The sequence below is a fragment of the Marinobacterium sp. xm-a-127 genome (assembly GCF_013283425.1).
In the GTDB taxonomy this organism is placed as follows: domain Bacteria; phylum Pseudomonadota; class Gammaproteobacteria; order Pseudomonadales; family Balneatricaceae; genus Marinobacterium_E.
In genome coordinates this window covers 64,777-82,890 of the sequence record NZ_WBYH01000002.1, presented here as the reverse complement: position 1 = coordinate 82,890, position 18,114 = coordinate 64,777, and the positions used below count along the sequence as shown (strand labels likewise).

At 48.8% G+C, this 18,114-nt stretch carries 19 protein-coding genes; 4 read left to right on the top strand and 15 right to left on the bottom strand.

What is annotated here, in order from left to right; translation table 11 throughout:
• Positions 1-120: 120 nt before the first annotated feature.
• The 10 genes from hemN to ccoN form a co-directional block, all read right to left on the bottom strand.
• Positions 121-1,506 (bottom strand): oxygen-independent coproporphyrinogen III oxidase, encoded by a 1,386-nt coding sequence (hemN, locus tag XMA127_RS04525; protein WP_173480779.1) that lies wholly within the window; start codon positions 1,504-1,506, stop codon positions 121-123.
• A 75-nt stretch (positions 1,507-1,581) separates the two neighbouring features.
• Positions 1,582-2,235, bottom strand: a complete 654-nt coding sequence (locus XMA127_RS04520; protein ID WP_173480780.1) for a sulfite exporter TauE/SafE family protein — start codon at positions 2,233-2,235, stop codon at positions 1,582-1,584.
• Positions 2,236-2,237: 2 nt separating this feature from the next.
• Positions 2,238-2,450, bottom strand: coding sequence for a cbb3-type cytochrome oxidase assembly protein CcoS (gene ccoS / locus XMA127_RS04515; RefSeq protein WP_173480781.1), 213 nt, complete (start codon positions 2,448-2,450; stop codon positions 2,238-2,240).
• Positions 2,451-2,456: 6 nt separating this feature from the next.
• Positions 2,457-4,862, bottom strand: a complete 2,406-nt coding sequence (locus XMA127_RS04510) for a heavy metal translocating P-type ATPase (RefSeq protein WP_173484471.1) — start codon at positions 4,860-4,862, stop codon at positions 2,457-2,459.
• 9 nt (positions 4,863-4,871) lie between these two features.
• Positions 4,872-5,381, bottom strand: coding sequence for a FixH family protein (locus tag XMA127_RS04505; RefSeq protein WP_173482395.1), 510 nt, complete (start codon positions 5,379-5,381; stop codon positions 4,872-4,874).
• Positions 5,382-5,471: 90 nt separating this feature from the next.
• The gene (gene ccoG, locus XMA127_RS04500; RefSeq protein WP_173484472.1) at positions 5,472-6,893 is read right to left on the bottom strand and encodes a cytochrome c oxidase accessory protein CcoG; all 1,422 of its coding nucleotides are present in this window, start codon (positions 6,891-6,893) and stop codon (positions 5,472-5,474) included.
• Positions 6,894-7,001: 108 nt separating this feature from the next.
• A complete protein-coding gene (gene ccoP, locus XMA127_RS04495) occupies positions 7,002-7,895 on the bottom strand; it encodes a cytochrome-c oxidase, cbb3-type subunit III (protein ID WP_173480785.1) in 894 nt (297 codons plus the stop codon).
• Between the two features lie 11 nt (positions 7,896-7,906).
• Positions 7,907-8,086, bottom strand: a complete 180-nt coding sequence (locus tag XMA127_RS04490; protein ID WP_173480786.1) for a cbb3-type cytochrome c oxidase subunit 3 — start codon at positions 8,084-8,086, stop codon at positions 7,907-7,909.
• A gap of 6 nt (positions 8,087-8,092) precedes the next feature.
• Positions 8,093-8,713 (bottom strand): cytochrome-c oxidase, cbb3-type subunit II, encoded by a 621-nt coding sequence (gene ccoO, locus XMA127_RS04485; RefSeq protein WP_173480787.1) that lies wholly within the window; start codon positions 8,711-8,713, stop codon positions 8,093-8,095.
• A gap of 20 nt (positions 8,714-8,733) precedes the next feature.
• Complete coding sequence (gene ccoN, locus XMA127_RS04480) at positions 8,734-10,173, bottom strand: cytochrome-c oxidase, cbb3-type subunit I (RefSeq protein ID WP_173480788.1); 1,440 nt, start codon at positions 10,171-10,173, stop codon at positions 8,734-8,736.
• A 392-nt stretch (positions 10,174-10,565) separates the two neighbouring features.
• On the opposite strand from ccoN, the gene rlmM reads away from it, so the two are divergent.
• Entirely contained in the window at positions 10,566-11,630 is a 1,065-nt protein-coding gene (gene rlmM / locus XMA127_RS04475) for a 23S rRNA (cytidine(2498)-2'-O)-methyltransferase RlmM (protein WP_173484473.1), read from the top strand.
• Here rlmM and XMA127_RS04470 read toward each other — a convergent pair whose 3' ends face one another.
• Positions 11,631-11,912 carry an antibiotic biosynthesis monooxygenase gene (locus tag XMA127_RS04470; RefSeq protein WP_173480790.1) on the bottom strand — a complete coding sequence of 94 codons (282 nt, stop codon included), beginning with the start codon at positions 11,910-11,912 and terminating at the stop codon, positions 11,631-11,633.
• Positions 11,913-12,051: 139 nt separating this feature from the next.
• On the opposite strand from XMA127_RS04470, the gene tusA reads away from it, so the two are divergent.
• The 3 genes from tusA (at position 12,052) to trxC (ending at position 13,374) form a co-directional block, all read left to right on the top strand.
• On the top strand, positions 12,052-12,291 hold the full coding sequence (tusA, locus tag XMA127_RS04465; RefSeq protein WP_173482397.1) for a sulfurtransferase TusA: 240 nt from the start codon (positions 12,052-12,054) through the stop codon (positions 12,289-12,291).
• A complete protein-coding gene (locus XMA127_RS04460; RefSeq protein ID WP_173482398.1) occupies positions 12,288-12,848 on the top strand; it encodes a ProQ/FINO family protein in 561 nt (186 codons plus the stop codon). The genes tusA and XMA127_RS04460 overlap by 4 nt, the downstream gene beginning before the upstream one ends.
• A 100-nt stretch (positions 12,849-12,948) precedes the next feature.
• On the top strand, positions 12,949-13,374 hold the full coding sequence (gene trxC, locus XMA127_RS04455; RefSeq protein ID WP_173482399.1) for a thioredoxin TrxC: 426 nt from the start codon (positions 12,949-12,951) through the stop codon (positions 13,372-13,374).
• 1 nt (position 13,375) lies between these two features.
• Here the strand turns inward: trxC and XMA127_RS04450 are convergent, their stop codons facing one another.
• From XMA127_RS04450 to XMA127_RS04435, 4 genes are all read right to left on the bottom strand, one after another.
• Positions 13,376-14,431, bottom strand: a complete 1,056-nt coding sequence (locus tag XMA127_RS04450) for a DUF3080 family protein (protein WP_173480794.1) — start codon at positions 14,429-14,431, stop codon at positions 13,376-13,378.
• Positions 14,397-15,764 (bottom strand): MATE family efflux transporter, encoded by a 1,368-nt coding sequence (locus tag XMA127_RS04445; RefSeq protein WP_173480795.1) that lies wholly within the window; start codon positions 15,762-15,764, stop codon positions 14,397-14,399. The genes XMA127_RS04450 and XMA127_RS04445 overlap by 35 nt, the downstream gene beginning before the upstream one ends.
• Positions 15,765-15,787: 23 nt before the next feature.
• Positions 15,788-16,165: a carboxymuconolactone decarboxylase family protein gene (locus tag XMA127_RS04440; protein WP_173480796.1), complete on the bottom strand. Its 378-nt coding sequence runs from the start codon at positions 16,163-16,165 to the stop codon at positions 15,788-15,790.
• Between the two features lie 78 nt (positions 16,166-16,243).
• Positions 16,244-17,986: an alpha/beta hydrolase gene (locus tag XMA127_RS04435; RefSeq protein WP_173498943.1), complete on the bottom strand. Its 1,743-nt coding sequence runs from the start codon at positions 17,984-17,986 to the stop codon at positions 16,244-16,246.
• Positions 17,987-18,114 lie beyond the last annotated feature (128 nt).

Sequence of the window (18,114 nt, the reverse complement as noted above, 5' to 3'; positions counted from 1 at the left end):
AGGGCTCCTTAGTTGCCTGACAGTATATCCAAAAGCGCTTTATTGACCCAAGTCAATTTAGATAAAAAAGTGGACTTTTTAACGGTCCACTTTTAGTGAAATTTACTGTGCAAAATCGGATTAGATGATTTTAGAAAATCGCTGTTCTGAGTGATCGATATAGGCATCAAAGGTCATGCAGATTCGACGAATCAACAAACGCCCAGCGGCGGTGACATCCATTCCATCCTCTCTTAAATGAATCAGGCCATCCTGTGCCATCGGCTCAAGCAGTTTTAATTCGTTAGCAAAATACTCTTTAAAGTCGATATTGAGCGCTTTGGATTGATCGGCAAAATCGAGTTGGAAGTCACAGATCAGGCGGGTAATCACCGCTCTGCGAATTTTGTCATCCTCATTGAGGCAGTACTCTTTGGTTAATGCTGAGCCCTGAGATTCAATATCTTGCGTGTAGCGCTCAATGTTAGGGCTGTTCTGTAGGTAGTAATCGCCAATCTGACTAATCGATGAGACGCCCAAACCAATCAAGTCACACTGTGAGTGAGTGGTATAGCCCTGGAAGTTACGGTGCAGCGTTCCATCATCTTGGTGTTGTGTCAGTGTGTCGTCTGGCAGAGCAAAGTGATCCATACCAATGTTGCGGTAGCCCGCTGCCGTCAGCTTCTCAATACTTTGATGGTGAATCGCAAGTTTAGTGAGCGCGTCGGGTAACTCATCGGCATTGATACGACGCTGTGGTTTAAAGCGCTCGGGTAGGTGAGCATAGTTAAATACCGAGAGACGATCGGGTCGTAGCTCTAGAATTCGGTCCAAGGTCTCGGCAAAGCTCTCTTCAGTTTGCAGCGGCAAGCCATAGATTAGATCAACGTTGATTGAGCGAAAGCCCAGTTCACGCGCCTCTTTAAGCAGGTCCGTTGTCATCTCTAGGGATTGCACGCGGTTTACCTTGATTTGAACCGCTTCGTTAACATCCTGAACCCCTATGCTGATGCGGTTGAAACCCAATTCACGCAGCAGCTTTAAGCGGTCTTTAGTCATTTCACGAGGATCGATCTCAATGGCGTAGTCACCTTGATCGTCATCACGCAGTTTAAAGGCCTCTTTTAGCGCCTGCATTAAACGAGCGGTCTGCTCATCATCAATGAAGGTGGGTGTGCCGCCGCCCCAGTGAAGCTGATCCACTTGAACGTCACTGCCCAGTTCAGTGCTACGCAGTTTAATCTCTTTTAACAGCGTCTGAAGGTAGGGTTCTGCACGGGAGCGATCTTTTGTGACCACCTTGTTGCATCCGCAGTAGTAGCAGACGTGCGCACAGAAGGGGATGTGAATATAGAGTGATAAAGGCTTACGACTGTCGCGCTCACTGATCGCTTTAGAGAGCGTTTTGACACTGTCTGGGGTGTCAGTAAATTGCAGTGCGGTTGGGTAAGAGGTGTAGCGAGGACCTGCTAAATCATAACGGCGAATCAGGTCGGTATCCCACTGGATGTTGGTCTGTTGCAGCACAGTAATATTCCTTAATCTTCAGATGTCAGAATATTATGCAATAATAGGGAGTTATGTGTTGATACGGGTCAACCGCTACGCGCTTAGCAGTGTCCAAATGCCCATCAGTATCAACAGTAGCCCCGAGAGTTTGCGCACCAATGTGTGGGCGACCAGCTCGCGTAGTTGTTTAGCCAGTAGCCCAGTGGCGAGCATGGCTGGCAAAGTGCCCAAGCCAAAGCCCAGCATGAGTAGAGTGCTCTCTGCAACGCTACCGGCGGCCGATGACCAGATTAAGGTGCTGTAGACCAGACCGCAAGGTAGCCAGCCCCAGCCAATGCCCAGTACTAAGGCTTTAAACGGGGTGTCGGCAGGCATAAAGGGTTTAAGAAGAGGCGCTATCTGTTTCCACAATAGCGAGCCAGCCTGTTCCAGTTTCGTTAGGCCAAACCACCACTGTGCGATGTAGAGGCCCATGCTGATCAGTAGAAGGCCTGCAATCCAGCGTAGCGCAAAGGCTATCTCTGTCTGTTGTAGGGTTGCACCTAACAGACCAAGAATGGCACCCGCTGCACAGTAGCTAGCGATACGTCCAAGATTGTAGCTAAACAGACCTAATAGGGAGTTGGCTCGACCTGTTCCACCTATACTGAGACTCGAGGCAAGTCCACCACACATGGCTAGGCAGTGTGTTGTGCCAAGAAGGCCAATGATGAATGCCGAGGTGAAGCTAAGAGAGGCGGGCAGCATGCTCAATCTTTTGGTGTTTCAGAGGATGGAGCTTCAGGCTCTTTTTTGACGCGCGCGTCTTCAGGAATCATATCTTCATCATCGTCGTATAGAATGCGATGAGCAGGGGACTCTAGGTCATCAAATTGACCAGAATTAACGCTGTAGAAGAAAGCCCAGGTCGCAAAGGCTACCAAGATGATCGCGACAGGGATAAGTAAATAGACGATTTCCATAAAAACCTACAGCTGTTTGGTTAGACGAAGGGCATTGCCGACAACAATCAGCGAGCTAAGGGACATGCCAATAGCCGCCATCCAGGGGGCAATAAAACCACTTGCTGCTAAGGGTAGCGCGATTAGGTTGTATAACAAAGCCCAGCCAATATTTTGACGAATGATGTTTCGTGTTTTACGAGCCATGTTAAGGGAGCCAGGGATGCGTCTTAGATCAGAGCTGACCAACACAGCATCAGAGGATGTTTTGGCAAGGTCTGTCGCGCCGTTCATCGCAATAGAGGTCTGCGCACCGGACAGAACGGGAATGTCGTTGATACCATCGCCAATCATCAGGATGCGTTCACCGTTGTTTTGCATCGCCTTTACACGAGCTAGCTTATCTTCTGGCGACAAGTGCGCTTCAACATGATCGATCCCTAACTCAGAGGCGATGCGTTGTGCATTCGCTTCGCGATCACCGGTTAGCATGCCAACAGGTAATCCCAATGCTTGGATCTGCTTAACCGCTTCAATAGCCTCAGGTCGAAGTTGATCGTCAATCGAAAACCAGGCGAGAGGGCCGGAGCTATTACCCATCAGAAGAAAAATCCCTGTCCCTTCTGGGTGAGTGGGAGGTTGGTTTCCAAAGAGTTCGGATACAAACCCGGGTTTACCAATACGATAGGTGTTTCCGTTAATCGTTCCCTCTACGCCTCTACCCACATGGTTAGTGGCCTCTTCAACAGAGTATTCAAAGTAGGGAGCAAAAGCGGACGCGATGGGGTGCTCTGAGCGGCTCTCAATTGCTGCCGCTAGTTGATTGAGCTCATCAACGGACTGCTCACAGAGAGGGGTGGTCTCACGCAACGTCAGTTTGCCGGTGGTCAGTGTGCCGGTTTTATCAAAGTAGACGGCCGTGCACTGTGCCAAACTCTCTAATACATGCCCGCGAGTAACCAGCAGTCCCATTTTACGCAGAGAACCTATGGCTGCTGTTAAAGCCGTCGGTGTAGCCAAGGAGAGTGCGCAAGGGCAGGTGACTACTAGGACGGAGAGTGTCACCCAGAAAGCGTCTGAAGGGGATATCTGCCACCAGATAAGACTGACAACGACAGCCGTTAGAAGAACGCCAGCGACAAAATAGCTCGCAACCTTGTCGGCAATCTGAGCCGCCTTGGGTTTATCAGCCTGAGCACGATCCAATAGATTCAAAATGGAGGACATGCGAGACTGTTCAGCACTGCTGGTGATCTCCATCTCAATCGCTTGCTCCATATTGATGGTACCGCCTACTAAAGGGTCGCCAAGCGCTTTGCTGACGGGCAGAGGCTCACCGGTGAGGGCCGACTCATCAATGCTGGTGTGTTGCGTAAAGAGTATGCCATCAGCTGGTATGGAGTGACCGGGCTTAACCAGTACGCGATCGCCTGGGTTGAGTTCCGATACCGGGACAAGCTGTTCGCCTGTCTCGGTCAATCGCGTAGCGCTGGCTGGAAGAATATTGGCCAACTCATTGCCGGCCATACCGGTTCTGTGGCGCGCTTTCATCTCGAAGAAGCGGCCAATCAATAGGAAGAAGGTGAACATCGAGACCGAGTCGTAGTAGACCTCGCCGCTCTGCGTGATCGTAGCCCATACGCTGGCTATATAAGCGCCACCTATAGCGATAGATACCGGCACATCCATACTGAGGTGTCGGGTGCGAAGATCCCGTCGGGCCGCGTTGAAGAAGGGGCGCGCGGCATAAAATACAACAGGGGTGGCAACAATGAAGCTGGTCCAGCGAATAAAGTTCTGGATGTGCTCCTCCATGAAGAAGGCGTCACCTAGGTAGAGTGCCGATGACATCATCATCACCTGCATCATGCCGACACCGGCAACACCCAGTCGGCGCATCGCCTTTTTCTGCTCCTGTTCGTAGAGCTTCTCTTCTTGGTTGGGCGTAAACGGGTGAGGTGTGTAACCGATCGAAATGATGGCGGCCATCAGTTCACTTAAGGGTTTCTCTGACGGGTTCCAAACGAGTCGAGCGCGGTGGTTGGTTAGGTTAACGGTAAAGCTAGTGACACCAACCTGTTCGGTCAGATGCTTCTCTAAAAGCCAAACACAGGCAGCACAGTGGATCCCTTCAATGACAAAGAGGGCCTCTTTGCGATCGGAGTCTATGGTTCTGACGAAGGGTGCTTGAATGGATTCATTATCATAGAGTGCGAGTTGATCTTCGGACTCTATTTCAGTGGGGCGTTCTTGCTGTTGACTGCCGCGGTGCTGGTAGTACTTCTCTAGACCTGAGCCCAGTATTGTTTGAGTGACCGCACGGCAGGCGGGGCAACAAAATGACTCTTGCTTTCCATCAATTGAAAGCTCAACCTTCACCCCCTTAGGAATAGGGGTGGCACAGTGAAAACAAGAGTCTTTTGGATTACTCATTTTGGTCTGTTAGAACTTACCCACCTTGAAGGTATTTTGATCGTAAGGGGGCAATATTTCGCGACGTAGACGCCAGTTACCCTCAGTGTTGGTAATGATCAGGTAGCGTTTGCCGGTAAGTGTGCTCTGTAAGTTGCCAACGTAGACACCTGTACCACCCACTGAACGAACCGTAAGGCTTTGATCATACTTCTGGTGGGTAGGGTGAACCAGATCAACAGAGAGTTGATCACCCAAAAAACTGTTCGATTTAAGATCCAAGCGAATGTCACCGGTCAGTGTGTCCAGCAATACTTCACCGTGAATGCCTAAGCGATCCGCTTCATCTGAACGGCTGGTGTCGACATTAGTACCACGTGCCTCTTTGTAGTAATCGTCTTTAACCACGCCATCCATAGTCGTAATAGCAAGATAGAGGAAGGTTGTTCCATAGATAACCACAGCGATCAACGGCGCCAATACAAACCATAGCCATTTCTGCTTGTACCAAGGGCCAATGTCGTGAGTCTGTTCAGTCATGTAAACCTCAAAATAGTGACTAAAATAAAGCGCGGATACCCCTAAGAATATCCGCGCGCGAGTATATCACAGATTCTCTGTGACACTGTCTTAACGCTTCGGCGCAGGACCTATAAAACGACTTTCTGATTCAGCTTCAACGCCTGAGCCATCAGTCGCTGTTACGATAAAATCGATCTCATAGTTTGCTCGCTCCATAGCGCGAGGATCCAGAATGATCGACAGGTTGTGATCGAGTAGTTCACCAACGGCTACGTTTACTACGGTATCACCTTTGATGATGGCATCCTCTAACCCTTCAACACGGATCTCGTACTGGTAATCACGTTGTGATTTGTTTGCCAGTTTTAGTGTGTAGGTGTTACGAATTAAACCCTCATTGGTGGTGCTGTAGAGCTGACCGCGTTCACGAATAACGTCCACCTCAAGCGGCACTCGTGTAAAGAGTACATAACTGAAGGCGATGAACATGGCACAGATCGCGACGAAGTAACCGATCAAGCGAGGGCGGAAGATATGGGTTTTTTTACCGTTAAGCTCATGCTCGGTGGTGTAGCGAACCAGACCTTTCTCATAGCCCATCTTCTCCATGATGTTGTCACAGGCATCGACACAGGCACCACAAGCGACACACTCATATTGAAGACCATCACGGATATCGATACCGACAGGGCAGACGTGCACACAGTGACCACAGTCGATACAGTCACCTAAGCCTTCAGCCTTGTGATCGATATGGCGCTTACGAGCACCACGGTTCTCCCCGCGTTTCTCATCGTAAGAGATGATCAAGGTATCTTGGTCAAACATAACGCTCTGGAAACGAGCGTATGGGCACATGTAGATACAGACCTGTTCGCGCAACCAGCCAGCCGCACCGTAGGTGCCTACCGTAAAGAAGGCCAACCACCAAAGCTCCCAGGGTCCAAGATTGAAACTTAGGATGTTTGGAACCAATTCGCGTACCGGCGAGAAGTAGCCAACAAACGCAACGGCTGATACGGCACCTATAGCAAGCCAGATAAGGTGCTTAGCCAGTTTGCGCAGAAGCTTATTTGCACTCCAAGGCGCTTTATCCAGCTTCATGCGAGCGTTGCGATCACCCTCGGTCAGCTGTTCGATGCGTATGAACAACCAAGTCCAGACAAACTGTGGGCAGGCATAGCCACACCAGAGGCGACCGGCAAACACTGTTACAAAGAAGAGGGTAAAGGCGAGAATGATCAGCAGCCACGAAAGCAGCATGAAATCTTGTGGCCAAAACGTGAAGTTAAAGACATGGAACTGGCGGTTTGGTAGATCAAATAGTACGGCCTGTTTGCCATCGTATTGGATCCAAGAGAAACCGTAGAACATCAGCAACATGATCGCACTTGAGATGTTTCGTAGATTCTTGAATAGGCCGGTCGTGTACTTGACGTAGATCTCTTCACGTTTAGCGTATAGATCGTAGGTTTCAGCAGCGCCAGAGCCTTTTTTTGGGGTGACATCTTTAACTGGGATATTAGACATGCAACTCGCCTGTGCTTATATGACTTGATTTGATTGTCTATTATAAATGGAATAAAAAAAAGGCGACTTGATATATATCAGGTCGCCTTTTCTTCTGCAGGGGGTCTATTAGTTGTTAGACAAGCTGTAGACGTATGCAGAGATCAGTTTGATCTTATCTTCTGAAAGAAGATCTTTGTGCGCTGGCATTACGCCTGCACGGCCAGCACGGATAGTGTGAGCGATCTGCTCAAACTTGCCGCCGTATAGCCAAGTGTCATCAGTTAGGTTTGGTGCACCCAGTGCCGCCATACCTTTACCTGTTGGCATGTGACATGCCGCACACAGAGTGTTGTATTGTGCTTGACCACGTTCAGCTGCTGCTGCGTCGTGTTCGTTGCCGCTGATGCTAAGCACGTAGTTAGTCACGTCTTGAACACCATCTTCACCCAGTACCGCACCCCAAGCAGGCATCGCACCACGACGACCATTGACGATAGACATCATAATGGTTTGTGGCTCGCCACCGTACAACCAATCTTTGTCGGTTAGGTTAGGGAAGCCGTAAGCACCCTGACCGCCAGTACCGTGACAAACAGAACAGTTGTTGGCAAACATACGCTGACCCATTTTAAGGCCTGCTTCGTTACCTGGTTGGTTTAGCTCTTCAATTGATAGCGAAGCGTATTTAGCGAAAACAGGTTTGTAGACCTCTTCTGCGTGTGCCACTTCCTCTTCCCACTGGTTAGCCGACGTCCAACCAAGAAGGCCTTTGAAGTTACCAAGACCTGGGTAAAGCGCTAGGTAACCAAGAGAGAAGATAACCGTACCAATGAATAGTTGGAACCACCAGCGTGGTAGTGGGTTATCAAGCTCTTCGATGCCATCGAATTCGTGGCCCGTAGTCGCTTCAGTTGTTTCTTTGTGTGTTTCACTTTTGCGCGTTGCTAGAAGCAGCCAAGTACAGCCGATAATAACGGCTAGAGTGATGACTGTGATCCATGCGCTCCAAAAAGCACTCATCTTTCTACTCCTTACTCGACGTCTTTGTCAGTTTTTCTGGTGCGTTCATCAATCTCCTCATCCTGGAAGGGGAGGTTGGCTGCATCGTCAAACCGTTTGCGGTTTTTCGGATTCAGTACCCAGATGAACAGGGCCAGAAACGTTACCAGCATTACTACTGGGATGTATGGACCGTAGACGTCGTAGCTCACTATTAATTACCGCTTGTTGTTGTACACAGTATGCATCTTGCCTAGCGCTTGTAGGTAAGCAACTAGAGCATCGATCTCATATTTGCCTTCTACGTTTTCACGCGCTGAAGCGATTGTTGCATCGTCAAATGGAACGCCTAACTTACGAAGAGCTTCCATCTTCGCAGCTGTGTCTTTACCCGTTAGCTTCTGTTCGAACAACCAAGGGTAAGATGGCATTTTTGATTCAGGTACAACGTCACGTGGGTTGTATAGGTGAGCACGCTGCCAGTCATCTGAGTAACGACCGCCGACACGAGCTAGGTCTGGACCTGTACGCTTAGAACCCCAAAGGAATGGGTGCTCGTAAACGTGCTCGTTAGCAGTAGAGAAGTGACCGTAACGCTCAGTCTCCGCACGGAAAGGACGGATCATCTGAGTGTGACATACGTGACAGCCTTCACGGATGTAGATATCGCGACCTTCAAGCTCTAGAGCTGAGTAGGTGCGAAGACCTTCGATTGGCTTAGTCGTAGAGCTCTGGAAGAACAGAGGTACGATCTCAGCCAAACCACCACCACTGATCACGATGATGATCAGTAGGGCAAGGAGGCCGACGTTCTTTTCAATAGTATCGTGTTTAATCATCTTAATGTCTCCGGTACTAATTACGCAGTAGCTGCTGATGGATCTGGGTTTTCAGCTTTAGCTACTGTGCTGCCTGCACGTACGGTCTGCCATACGTTGTAAGCCATTAGAAGCATACCGGTTACGAAGAAGACACCGCCTAGGAAACGTACAAAGTAACCTGGGTGGCTCGCTTCTAGGGCTTCTACGAAGCTGTAAGTAAGCGTGCCGTCTTCGTTAACTGCGCGCCACATTAGACCCTGTAGGATACCGTTAACCCACATTGCACAGATGTAAAGAACTGTACCGATTGTTGCCAACCAGAAGTGAGTGTTGATTAGGCCGACGCTGTACATCTGAGCCTTACCAAACAGCTTAGGAATCATGTGGTAAACCGCGCCGATAGAGATCATTGCAACCCAACCTAGAGCACCAGCGTGTACGTGGCCGATAGTCCAGTCAGTGTTGTGTGACAGTGCGTTGACTGTCTTGATTGCCATCATTGGGCCTTCGAATGTTGACATACCGTAGAAGGATAGAGAGACAACAAGGAAGCGAAGAACTGGGTCTGTGCGAAGCTTATGCCAAGCGCCAGATAGCGTCATCATACCATTGATCATACCGCCCCAAGAAGGTGCAAGAAGGATCAAAGACATGACCATGCCGACTGACTGAGTCCAGTCTGGAAGCGCAGAGTAGTGTAGGTGGTGACCACCAGCCCACATGTACGTCGCGATCAGTGCCCAGAAGTGAACGATCGATAGACGGTATGAGTAGATTGGACGCTCTGCTTGCTTAGGTACGAAGTAGTACATCATGCCTAGGAAGCCTGCCGTTAGGAAGAAGCCTACAGCGTTGTGTCCGTACCACCACTGAACCATCGCGTCGACAACGCCAGGGTAGACAGAGTAAGACTTCCACAGTGTAACAGGCATAGAGATGCTGTTAACGATGTGAAGCACTGCAACAGTGATAATAAATGCCATGTAGAACCAGTTGCCCACGTAGATGTGCGACGTTTTACGGTTCTTAACGGTACCTAGGAAGACGATTGCGTATGAGATCCATACAACCGCGATCAAGATATCGATAGGCCATTCAAGTTCAGCGTACTCTTTAGTGGTTGTCAGACCCATCGGCAGCGTGATTGCTGCTGCGACGATGACTGCTTGCCAACCCCAGAAAGTGAACGATGCTAAACCGTCAGAGATTAGACGCGTCTGACAGGTGCGCTGTACAACGTAGTAAGACGTTGCAAATAGTGCACATCCGCCAAAGGCGAAGATTACTGCGTTGGTGTGCAACGGACGAAGACGTCCGAAAGAGAACCATGCAGTGTCGAAGTTAAGTGCCGGCCAGACTAGTTGTGCGGCGATGAGTACACCCATCGTCATACCAACTATGCCCCAGACTACAGTCATGATGGCGAACTGGCGTACAACTTTGTAGTTGTAAGTCGTGTTTGCTGTTGCAGTGCTCATTTCATGCTCTCATCAAAGCTAAGTGAATTGATAGTTTTTGAAACCGTTGCGAATTATCAGTTATGGGGCAAGATTTTTCAATGCAAAACGCCCCTAAATAGGGCGTTGTAGCTATCCATTAGTATTATCTAATAAGTCGGTTGTCGTGAATTTTAAAAAGGCGGATACGATTTGTTAATGGTGTAAGTTACTGATATTAAATGACTTAATCATTTATTACGATTGGTTCAAACTATATATCTGTTTATTATTTGTTCGATTTTAGTCAATTTTTTGATTCATCAAAAATAACGCTTTTTTGATATGTATCAATTTTCATAAAAGTGACTGATTTTTGCTATTACGACGGCTAACTCGTTAAACTGTCGCCTCTGTTTTAGGGAGAGGTTCCTTTGAATCACATTATTATCTATTGTCGCAGTGGCTTTGAGAGTGAGGCCGCCAGTGAAATATCAGTAAAAGCGGCGGAGGCTGGAGTTTACGGTTATCCGAAGTTTGATGATTTGGCGGGTTATATAGAGTTTGTGATCAACCCTCCTCACAACGCGCTGCAGTTGATGAGTAAGCTGCGCTTTCGCGATCTCATCTTTGCGCGCCAATGGATCGCCTGTGAGCCAATGCTGCAGGGCGTTTCGTCAAAAGATCGCCTAACACCCATAAGTGAAGCGGTTGCTAAGCTGCCCAAAGCCTCTGAGTTGTTGGTTGAGAGTGCGGATACTACTGATGGCCGCAACCTTAATGGTTTGGCTAAAAAACTCGGTAGTGCTGCAGCAGGCTTTTTACGACAGCAGGATCTTTTACTTCCAAGAAAATCAAAGGCTGAATATCGGCTACATATCTTCCTGCTCGAAAATAATCAGATTTGGGTCGGTGTCAGTCCGATCAATAACAGTTCCAAATGGGAGCAGGGGATTAAGCGACTTAAATTCCCAGCCGATGCACCGAGCCGCTCTACATTAAAACTTGAAGAGGCGTGGCACTACTTTATCCCACAAAAAGCCTGGGATGAGCGGTTGCAGCGCGGTATGAAAGCAGTCGATTTGGGGGCGGCCCCCGGTGGCTGGACCTATCAGCTGGTTAAACGCGGCATGTTTGTCACAGCGGTTGATAATGGGCCCATGAAGGGTGATCTAATGGAGACCGGTCAGGTTGATCACCAACGCGAGGATGCCTTTACCTTTGCGCCTGCCAAGCCAGTGGATCTGATGGTGTGTGATGTCGTTGATAAACCGACACGTGTCATTGAGTTGATGGCAAAGTGGGCCATTAATGGCTGGGCTGATCGTTTGATCTTCAACTTAAAGTTGCCAATGAAAAAGCGCTACATTGAAGTATCAGATCGAATAGAGCAGTTGGAGATGATTCTTCAGGAGCATGAAAAAGCCTACCGTCTCGTCAGCAAGCATCTCTACCACGACCGTGAAGAGATCACTTGCTACCTGGAGTTAGACGTCTAATCAGTGCTCGTAGATTTTGATCAGCTCGTCACGCTCTAACATAGGGCGGAGTTTGTTCATCAGTTCAAGACGTTCTTGAGATTGATACCAACGCTCCCAGTCAGCCAGTGTGCTGTAAGTGGCAATGACTAAGCGGTGCTCTGGGTCATTGATGTCATGCATGACCTCACCTTTGATAAAGCCTGGTGAGCGCATAGACGCTTGCAGAGTCTCTTTAGCAATGGCCGTGTATTGTGGCTCTAGTTCGGCAGGAACCTTGCGGTTTATAAAAACCTTGATCATCGATTTGTCCTCTAACTACTTGTTATACCTTGAGAATAGCGCTCGGATTTGTCTAGGTAAAGGTGAATCGGGCTTAAACTCGTTGGAGTTTTTAAAAACTATTTGCGACAATGCGCGACTTGATTGAAAGGATAGTGCCATGAGCATTGAAAAACCCATTGAACAGCTGGATGCGCGCGGTCTCTACTGCCCAGAGCCAGTGATGATGTTGCATGGTAAAATTGCTCAACTTCAAGTGGGTGATCTCTTTGAGGTGATTGCCACGGACCCCTCTACAGAGCGTGATATCCCTAAGTTTTGTAACTTCTTAGGGCACGAGTTGGTCAGTCATGAAGTGAACGATGATCTTTTCATCTATCGAATACGGAAAGGTGGATGAGTAAAATCATTCAACAGATAGCCTCTGATACAGAGCGTCTTCTGCAAGAGGCAGAAGAAATTTTAATCAGAGTTGAACAACAAGTTGATCGAACTGAACCTCGTCAACTTCAAGAGAATAAAACAGTGACAGAACAGAACACAGCTAAGCCTCGCAATAAAAACCGTGAAGCTAACCAAGCCGCAGTCGAACTGCTGATTGCCGCTTACCCCAATACATTCAACCTTGAAGAACCCAAGCCTCTGAAAATTGGTATTCAAGAGGACTTAGTGGCGGATGAAAAGGTCAGTCGCGGTAAGATTAAGCGTGCGCTAGCGACTTATGTTCGTAACCCACGTTACCTTCAGTCAATGGTTGTTGGCGCTCAGCGTGTTGATTTGACCGGTGCTGAAGTGGCTGAAGTGACTGCTGAAGATGAAAAGCACGCTAAAGCTAAGCTAGACGAGTACAAGCAGCGCCGTAAAGAGCGCCACCAAGAGGCTCGTAAACAACAACGCGTTGCTCAAAAAGAGGAGCGTCTTACCTCTAAACTAGAAGCCCTAGTTAAGAAGTTCTAATCGCTTAGGCAGGGCAACGGTTCTCGCTGCTCTGTCTTGTTCTCCCCTTGAACTCTGAATTTCTGCCTATATATTAGTAGTTAATGATATAGGAGATGTTATGAGTCAATCAGTTAATCTCAGCTGCCCCCACTGTTTAGCAACCAATCGAGTGCCCAAAGATAAGCTCGATAAAGGGCCTGCCTGCGGTAAATGCCGAAAAGCGATCTTTACTCAGCAACCGATCGCCCTGAGCGAAGAGAATTTCGCTAAGTTTATTCGCAATACGGATATTCCGGTTATTGTTGATTTCTGGGCAGGTTGGTGTGGACCCTGTCGAATGATGGCACCCGCCTTTGCCGAAGTGGCAAAACGCACTGAGCCTGAGATGCGCTTCGTTAAAGTTGATACCGAAGCCAATCAACAGCTGGCCGCTCGCTATAACATCAGAAGCCTTCCAACCGTTGTCCGTTTTGAGGGCGGTAAAGAGGTTAAGCGTCAGTCGGGCGCAATGAACATCAGCCAGCTGCAGCAGTGGGTGGGTTAATTCAGTTCTGATTACCCGGACGAAGTCCACACTGATCCAAAATATTCTGCCAAGATTGGGTGTGGTTCTCTCGAGCTTTTAGATACCTAGACCAGACCTCTCCTTCGGGATGGGTATAGGTGTCTAGCCATCGGCTTTGAGGGAGGTTGAGTGACGCGATGATGGCTTGATGAAGGTTACTCCATTGGCGGCCTGTACGTTCAACCTGAGCGATGTAGGGTTGCAAACTGTTGACGTAAAACTTCATAAAGACGTTCCAGAGTATCTCTGACTTCTGGTTTTGCCTCTGATTAAAGCAGATCGGTCTGTCATTGAGTCTTTGGTTAATCGCTTCTGAGGTCTGCTCTAAAACCTGAGTTAACAGTGCCATGCTGGCGAGCCACTCTGATCCGAAATTGGATCGATAGAGCGTTTCGTAGTCACGCTCTAGCTCATTGGCAAAAGAGGGTGTTTGCCAGTCTGTATTGTTTTGGGTTTCAGCGATCTCAGCAAAGCGCTGCATTGTCAGCATTAACTCTGAGGTTGAGTAGTCTGCATCGGGTAACAGTGGTGCAGCCCCCAGTGAGAAGTGTTGTTCCATCTCTGGGCTGCTGTATAGGCTGTTCCATATCTGCTTTGGCCAGTTATCGCTCTTGATCTGATTGATCTCTTGAACACGCGCTAACACATCAGTTTGACTACTGTCACCTGTGAGCAGCTTCTGACAGCTGCGTAATTTTGGGATGAACCCCAGTTCGTAAATCAGTCGTTGTGAGCCACCGGCCAATTTGCCAAGGCTGGTGTTTCTCTGTGCGATTAGATCGATCAGCCCGCACTGCTTAAGATCGAGAACATCGATCAGGCCTTCGGTAATGGGTCTCAGGGTTTCAGTTCGCTCTCTTCGATCGGGAAGAATGGGGTAGAGCTTAGAGGTTTTGTTCAGTTGAAGATCAAAATCGATATCTATGGCTCGACTGGTACGCTCGGCATAGGTCTCAACCAGAGATTGGGCTGGATCGGTATTGATACAGCCCGTGATAAAACTAGTTGAAAGTAGGAGGGTTAACCAGTGCTTCATTGGATAGCTTATAGAGTCGTTTTATCAGTAATACGGCGGCAAAGCTTAAGCCGATGAGTATGCCTAACCAGTAACCGATAGCCCCCATCTCTAAATGTTCGGCAATGACATACCCACTGGGTAGCCCAACCACCCAGTAAGCGATAAACGCGATCAGCAGTGGGATTCGAGTATCCTTGTATCCGCGCAGTGCGCCATTCGCGGTCAGCTGAAGCGCATCGGAGAACTGGTAGAGTGCGGCGTAGCCAATCAGGGTTGAGGCGATGGCGATTAACTCAACATCTTTAGAGAAGAGTGCAGCGATTCCGTCGGACAGTATAAACAAAATCGTTGAGCTGAAGCAGGCGATCAAAAGGGCGATGCGCAGTCCTAGGAAACCTACTTGCTGGGCGTCAGCAAAGCGTTTAGCGCCATTCAGTTGGCCCACCCTGATGGTGACGGCTAAACAGAGCGAGAGCGGCATCATAAAGATCAGGCTCGATATCGAGAGTGTAATCTGGTGAGCAGAGATTACCGTTGCACCGTAATCGGCCAAAAAGAGCGCAATCAGGCAGAACATGGTGGTCTCAACGCCAAGGCTCGCGGCAATCGGTATGCCAATAGAGAGCTGATGTTTGATCTTCTCTCTGTTCGGTTTGAGCGTCTGTTTGAAGAGGTTCAACGGTTTGAAATAGCGGCTGTAGATCAGATAAGCAGCACCGGCTATGAACATGTACCAGAATACAATTGTTGTCGCCCATCCACAGCCTACACCGCCCATTTCAGGCATTCCCAGTTTGCCGAAGATGAAAATATAGTTAAGAGGTAGATTGAGCAGTACAGCGCTGATGCCTATTTTCATGACGATCTTTGTCTGCCCATGTCCCTCAGCAAAAGCCCTGATCGATTGATAGAGCAGCATGCCTGGTATGCCCCAGCTGATCGCAAACAGATAGTCATTGGCTGTGGATTTCAGAGCCGGTTCTACAGACAGTAGGGTAAGAATCCAGTCAGAGGCGCCATTGATGAAAAGCCAGCTGAGCACGCCGATCGCAAGTGTGATCAGAAGATTGTTAAACAATTCTGAGGCGGTCTCCTCTTCACGTTTTCCACCAACATGATGTGCCACGATCGGAGTCAATGCCATCATAGCGCCTGCTAAGGATAGCGAGAGTGGCGTCCATATACTGGAGCCCAGAGCGATAGCTGCCAGCTCTTCAGCGCCCGCCCAAGAGGCCATCAGAGTATCGGATAGACTCATCGCTGTTTGCGAGGACTGAGCCAGCAGCATGGGCCAGGCAAGGTGTAGTAGCTGCTTGATCTCTACTCTGGAGTTGGGCGGAAAAAATGACATGCTATTTCTTGTATCAGGGGCGCTTAAAGCTCTCCTGCCTCCTCAAGCACTGTCCGTGCAATACGAAAGCACTCAACGGCTGCAGGCACACCGGCATAGATGCCGACGGCATGAATAGCTGCTCGAATCTCGTCAACACTGCAACCATTATTCAATGCGCCCTTGCAGTGGGTTGCCCATTCGTGACTTTTGCCCATGGCGCCAAGCATCGCTAGATTCATTAACGAACGTGTTTTGGGATCAATGGCATCATCGCCCCAACCAAATCCCCAGCACCAAGCGGTCATCGCCTCCTGAAAGGGGCGGTTAAAGTCATCAGCAGCGGCTAGGTTTTTATCAACGTATTCAGCACCCAGTGTGCTGCGACGCATCTCTAAACCCTTATCAAAAAAGTTATCCATGTTGATCTCCTGATCGTTTCAGTCACACATAAAAAAACCGGGCACACAGTGTCCGGTTTTTTACATCGATTTGGAAGATTAATCGATACGAACTTTTACATAGCTACCAGGTGCGGCTTCAAGCGGTTTGTTCTCTTTGCTACCCAGAGTTTTCGGTGCATCCACTTTTTTACCAGCACGACGACGAACCCACTCAGCCCAGTTTGGCCACCAAGAACCTTCAACTTTTTCAGAGGTTTCAAACCAGTGGTCAGCGCCTTGGCCCTGCTCACCTTTAACCCAGTAGTTGCGACGGTTTTTAGAAGCTGGGTTGATTACGCCGGCAACGTGACCGCTTGCGCCAAGGACGAACTCGATCTCTGAACCAAAGGTCTCTGTCGCTTTGAAGGTCGCTTTCCAAGGTGCAATGTGGTCTTCAATGGTCGATAGGAAGTAACAAGGGATCTTGATCTCGCCAAGATCGATCTTTTCACCACAGATCTCCAGTGCATTCGGCTCAACCAGTTTGTTCTCTAGGTACATCTTATTGATGTAGTAGGTGTACATGGCCGCTGGCAGATTGGTGCTGTCCGAGTTCCAGTAGAGGATATCAAACGGCGGTGGAGTCTGACCTTTTAGGTAGTTGTTAACAACGTATGACCAGATGAGATCGTTCGAGCGCAACATGTTGAACGACGTCGCCAGTTCGCGTCCGTTCAGGAAGCCTGCTTGGCTCACTTTCTGCTCCAGCTGTTTGACTTGGTAGTCATCAATGAAGACGCAGAGATCACCTGGATCAGAGAAGTCTGTCAGCGTTGTAAGGAAGGTTGCGCTTGCGATGCTGGTATCTTTACGCTTCGCCATTACTGCTAGTGCAGTTGCTGTTAATGTGCCACCGACACACCAGCTCACCGTATTGATCTTATCGCTGCCAGAGACCTCTTTGGTCACACGAACGGCTTCGAAGATACCTTCTGACACAAGATCATCCCAGCTAAGGTTTGACTGTTCAGAGGTTGGGTTGCGCCAAGAGACTAGGAAGGTGTTTTGGCCCTGTTCAATACAGTACTTAACAAATGAGTTGTGTGGCTGAAGATCAAGGATGTAGAACTTGTTGATGCTCGGTGGAATGATCAGAGTCGGGCGAGTGTAAACCTGTTCACCCTCTGGCTTGTAGTGAATCAGCTGAATGACATCGTTCTGGAAGATAACAGAGCCTTCGGTTGTCGCAAGGTTCTCGCCCAGCGTAAACGCGCTCTCGTCAGTCATTGAGATGCGACCTTTCTCAAAGTCGGCTAGCAGGTTTTTCATACCATCGAGCAGTGACTGACCCTTAGTATCAAGTGCCTGTTGCAGGACTTCAGGGTTGGTTGCTGCAAAGTTAGTTGGCGACATCGCATCGATGAACTGGCGAGTGTAGAACTCCAATTTGTTCTGATCTTGATCCGATAGGTTCGCGCTCTCAGCCATCTGAGTCAGCATCTTAGAGCTCAGTAGGTAAGACTGCTTGATGTAGTCGTAAATAGGATTAGTTGACCACTCTTCAGCCTGGAAACGACGATCGCCACGCTCTGGCTCAGCAACCGGTGCTTCAGTAGTATTACCGGTTAACAAGTTGCGCCATAGGTTAAACTGCGCAGTCTGGTAGTCGGCGATTGCTCGCATCCACAGTGTTGGATCTTGCAGTGAACGCGTCGCAAGTTCAGTCCATGACTTGGTGAATTGAGAGAACATATCCTCAGCACCGTTGCCAGAGAAGTTTTCAAGCATCTTGCTTGTCTCTTGACTTACGTAGTTGATGAACTCTTGAGGATCAGTAGGTCCGTTACCTTTAGTCGCCATGGTAAAACTCCAGTGTGAATGACGTTTAATGCAGTCAATGTTGCACCGCAAAATATTATCGTAGAATAACCCCAAGATTCGTAGGGAACAAGTTAGAGGTTAGTCTTACTCTATGGCTTTAATGTTAA

Excerpts from the sequence above, each read along its gene's own strand:
- XMA127_RS04450 (WP_173480794.1), bottom strand. The coding sequence starts at position 14,431 with ATGAAGCACTGGTTAACCCTCCTACTTTCAACTAGTTTTATCACGGGC.
- XMA127_RS04520 (WP_173480780.1), bottom strand. The coding sequence starts at position 2,235 with ATGCTGCCCGCCTCTCTTAGCTTCACCTCGGCATTCATCATTGGCCTT.
- XMA127_RS04445 (WP_173480795.1), bottom strand. The coding sequence starts at position 15,764 with ATGTCATTTTTTCCGCCCAACTCCAGAGTAGAGATCAAGCAGCTACTA.
- XMA127_RS04505 (WP_173482395.1), bottom strand. The coding sequence starts at position 5,381 with ATGACTGAACAGACTCACGACATTGGCCCTTGGTACAAGCAGAAATGG.
- XMA127_RS04435 (WP_173498943.1), bottom strand. The coding sequence starts at position 17,986 with ATGGCGACTAAAGGTAACGGACCTACTGATCCTCAAGAGTTCATCAAC.
- trxC (WP_173482399.1), top strand. The coding sequence starts at position 12,949 with ATGAGTCAATCAGTTAATCTCAGCTGCCCCCACTGTTTAGCAACCAAT.
- XMA127_RS04510 (WP_173484471.1), bottom strand. The coding sequence starts at position 4,862 with ATGAGTAATCCAAAAGACTCTTGTTTTCACTGTGCCACCCCTATTCCT.
- ccoG (WP_173484472.1), bottom strand. The coding sequence starts at position 6,893 with ATGTCTAATATCCCAGTTAAAGATGTCACCCCAAAAAAAGGCTCTGGC.
- ccoO (WP_173480787.1), bottom strand. The coding sequence starts at position 8,713 with ATGATTAAACACGATACTATTGAAAAGAACGTCGGCCTCCTTGCCCTA.
- ccoN (WP_173480788.1), bottom strand. The coding sequence starts at position 10,173 with ATGAGCACTGCAACAGCAAACACGACTTACAACTACAAAGTTGTACGC.
- XMA127_RS04460 (WP_173482398.1), top strand. The coding sequence starts at position 12,288 with ATGAGTAAAATCATTCAACAGATAGCCTCTGATACAGAGCGTCTTCTG.
- ccoP (WP_173480785.1), bottom strand. The coding sequence starts at position 7,895 with ATGAGTGCTTTTTGGAGCGCATGGATCACAGTCATCACTCTAGCCGTT.
- ccoS (WP_173480781.1), bottom strand. The coding sequence starts at position 2,450 with ATGGAAATCGTCTATTTACTTATCCCTGTCGCGATCATCTTGGTAGCC.
- XMA127_RS04470 (WP_173480790.1), bottom strand. The coding sequence starts at position 11,912 with ATGATCAAGGTTTTTATAAACCGCAAGGTTCCTGCCGAACTAGAGCCA.
- tusA (WP_173482397.1), top strand. The coding sequence starts at position 12,052 with ATGAGCATTGAAAAACCCATTGAACAGCTGGATGCGCGCGGTCTCTAC.
- XMA127_RS04440 (WP_173480796.1), bottom strand. The coding sequence starts at position 16,165 with ATGGATAACTTTTTTGATAAGGGTTTAGAGATGCGTCGCAGCACACTG.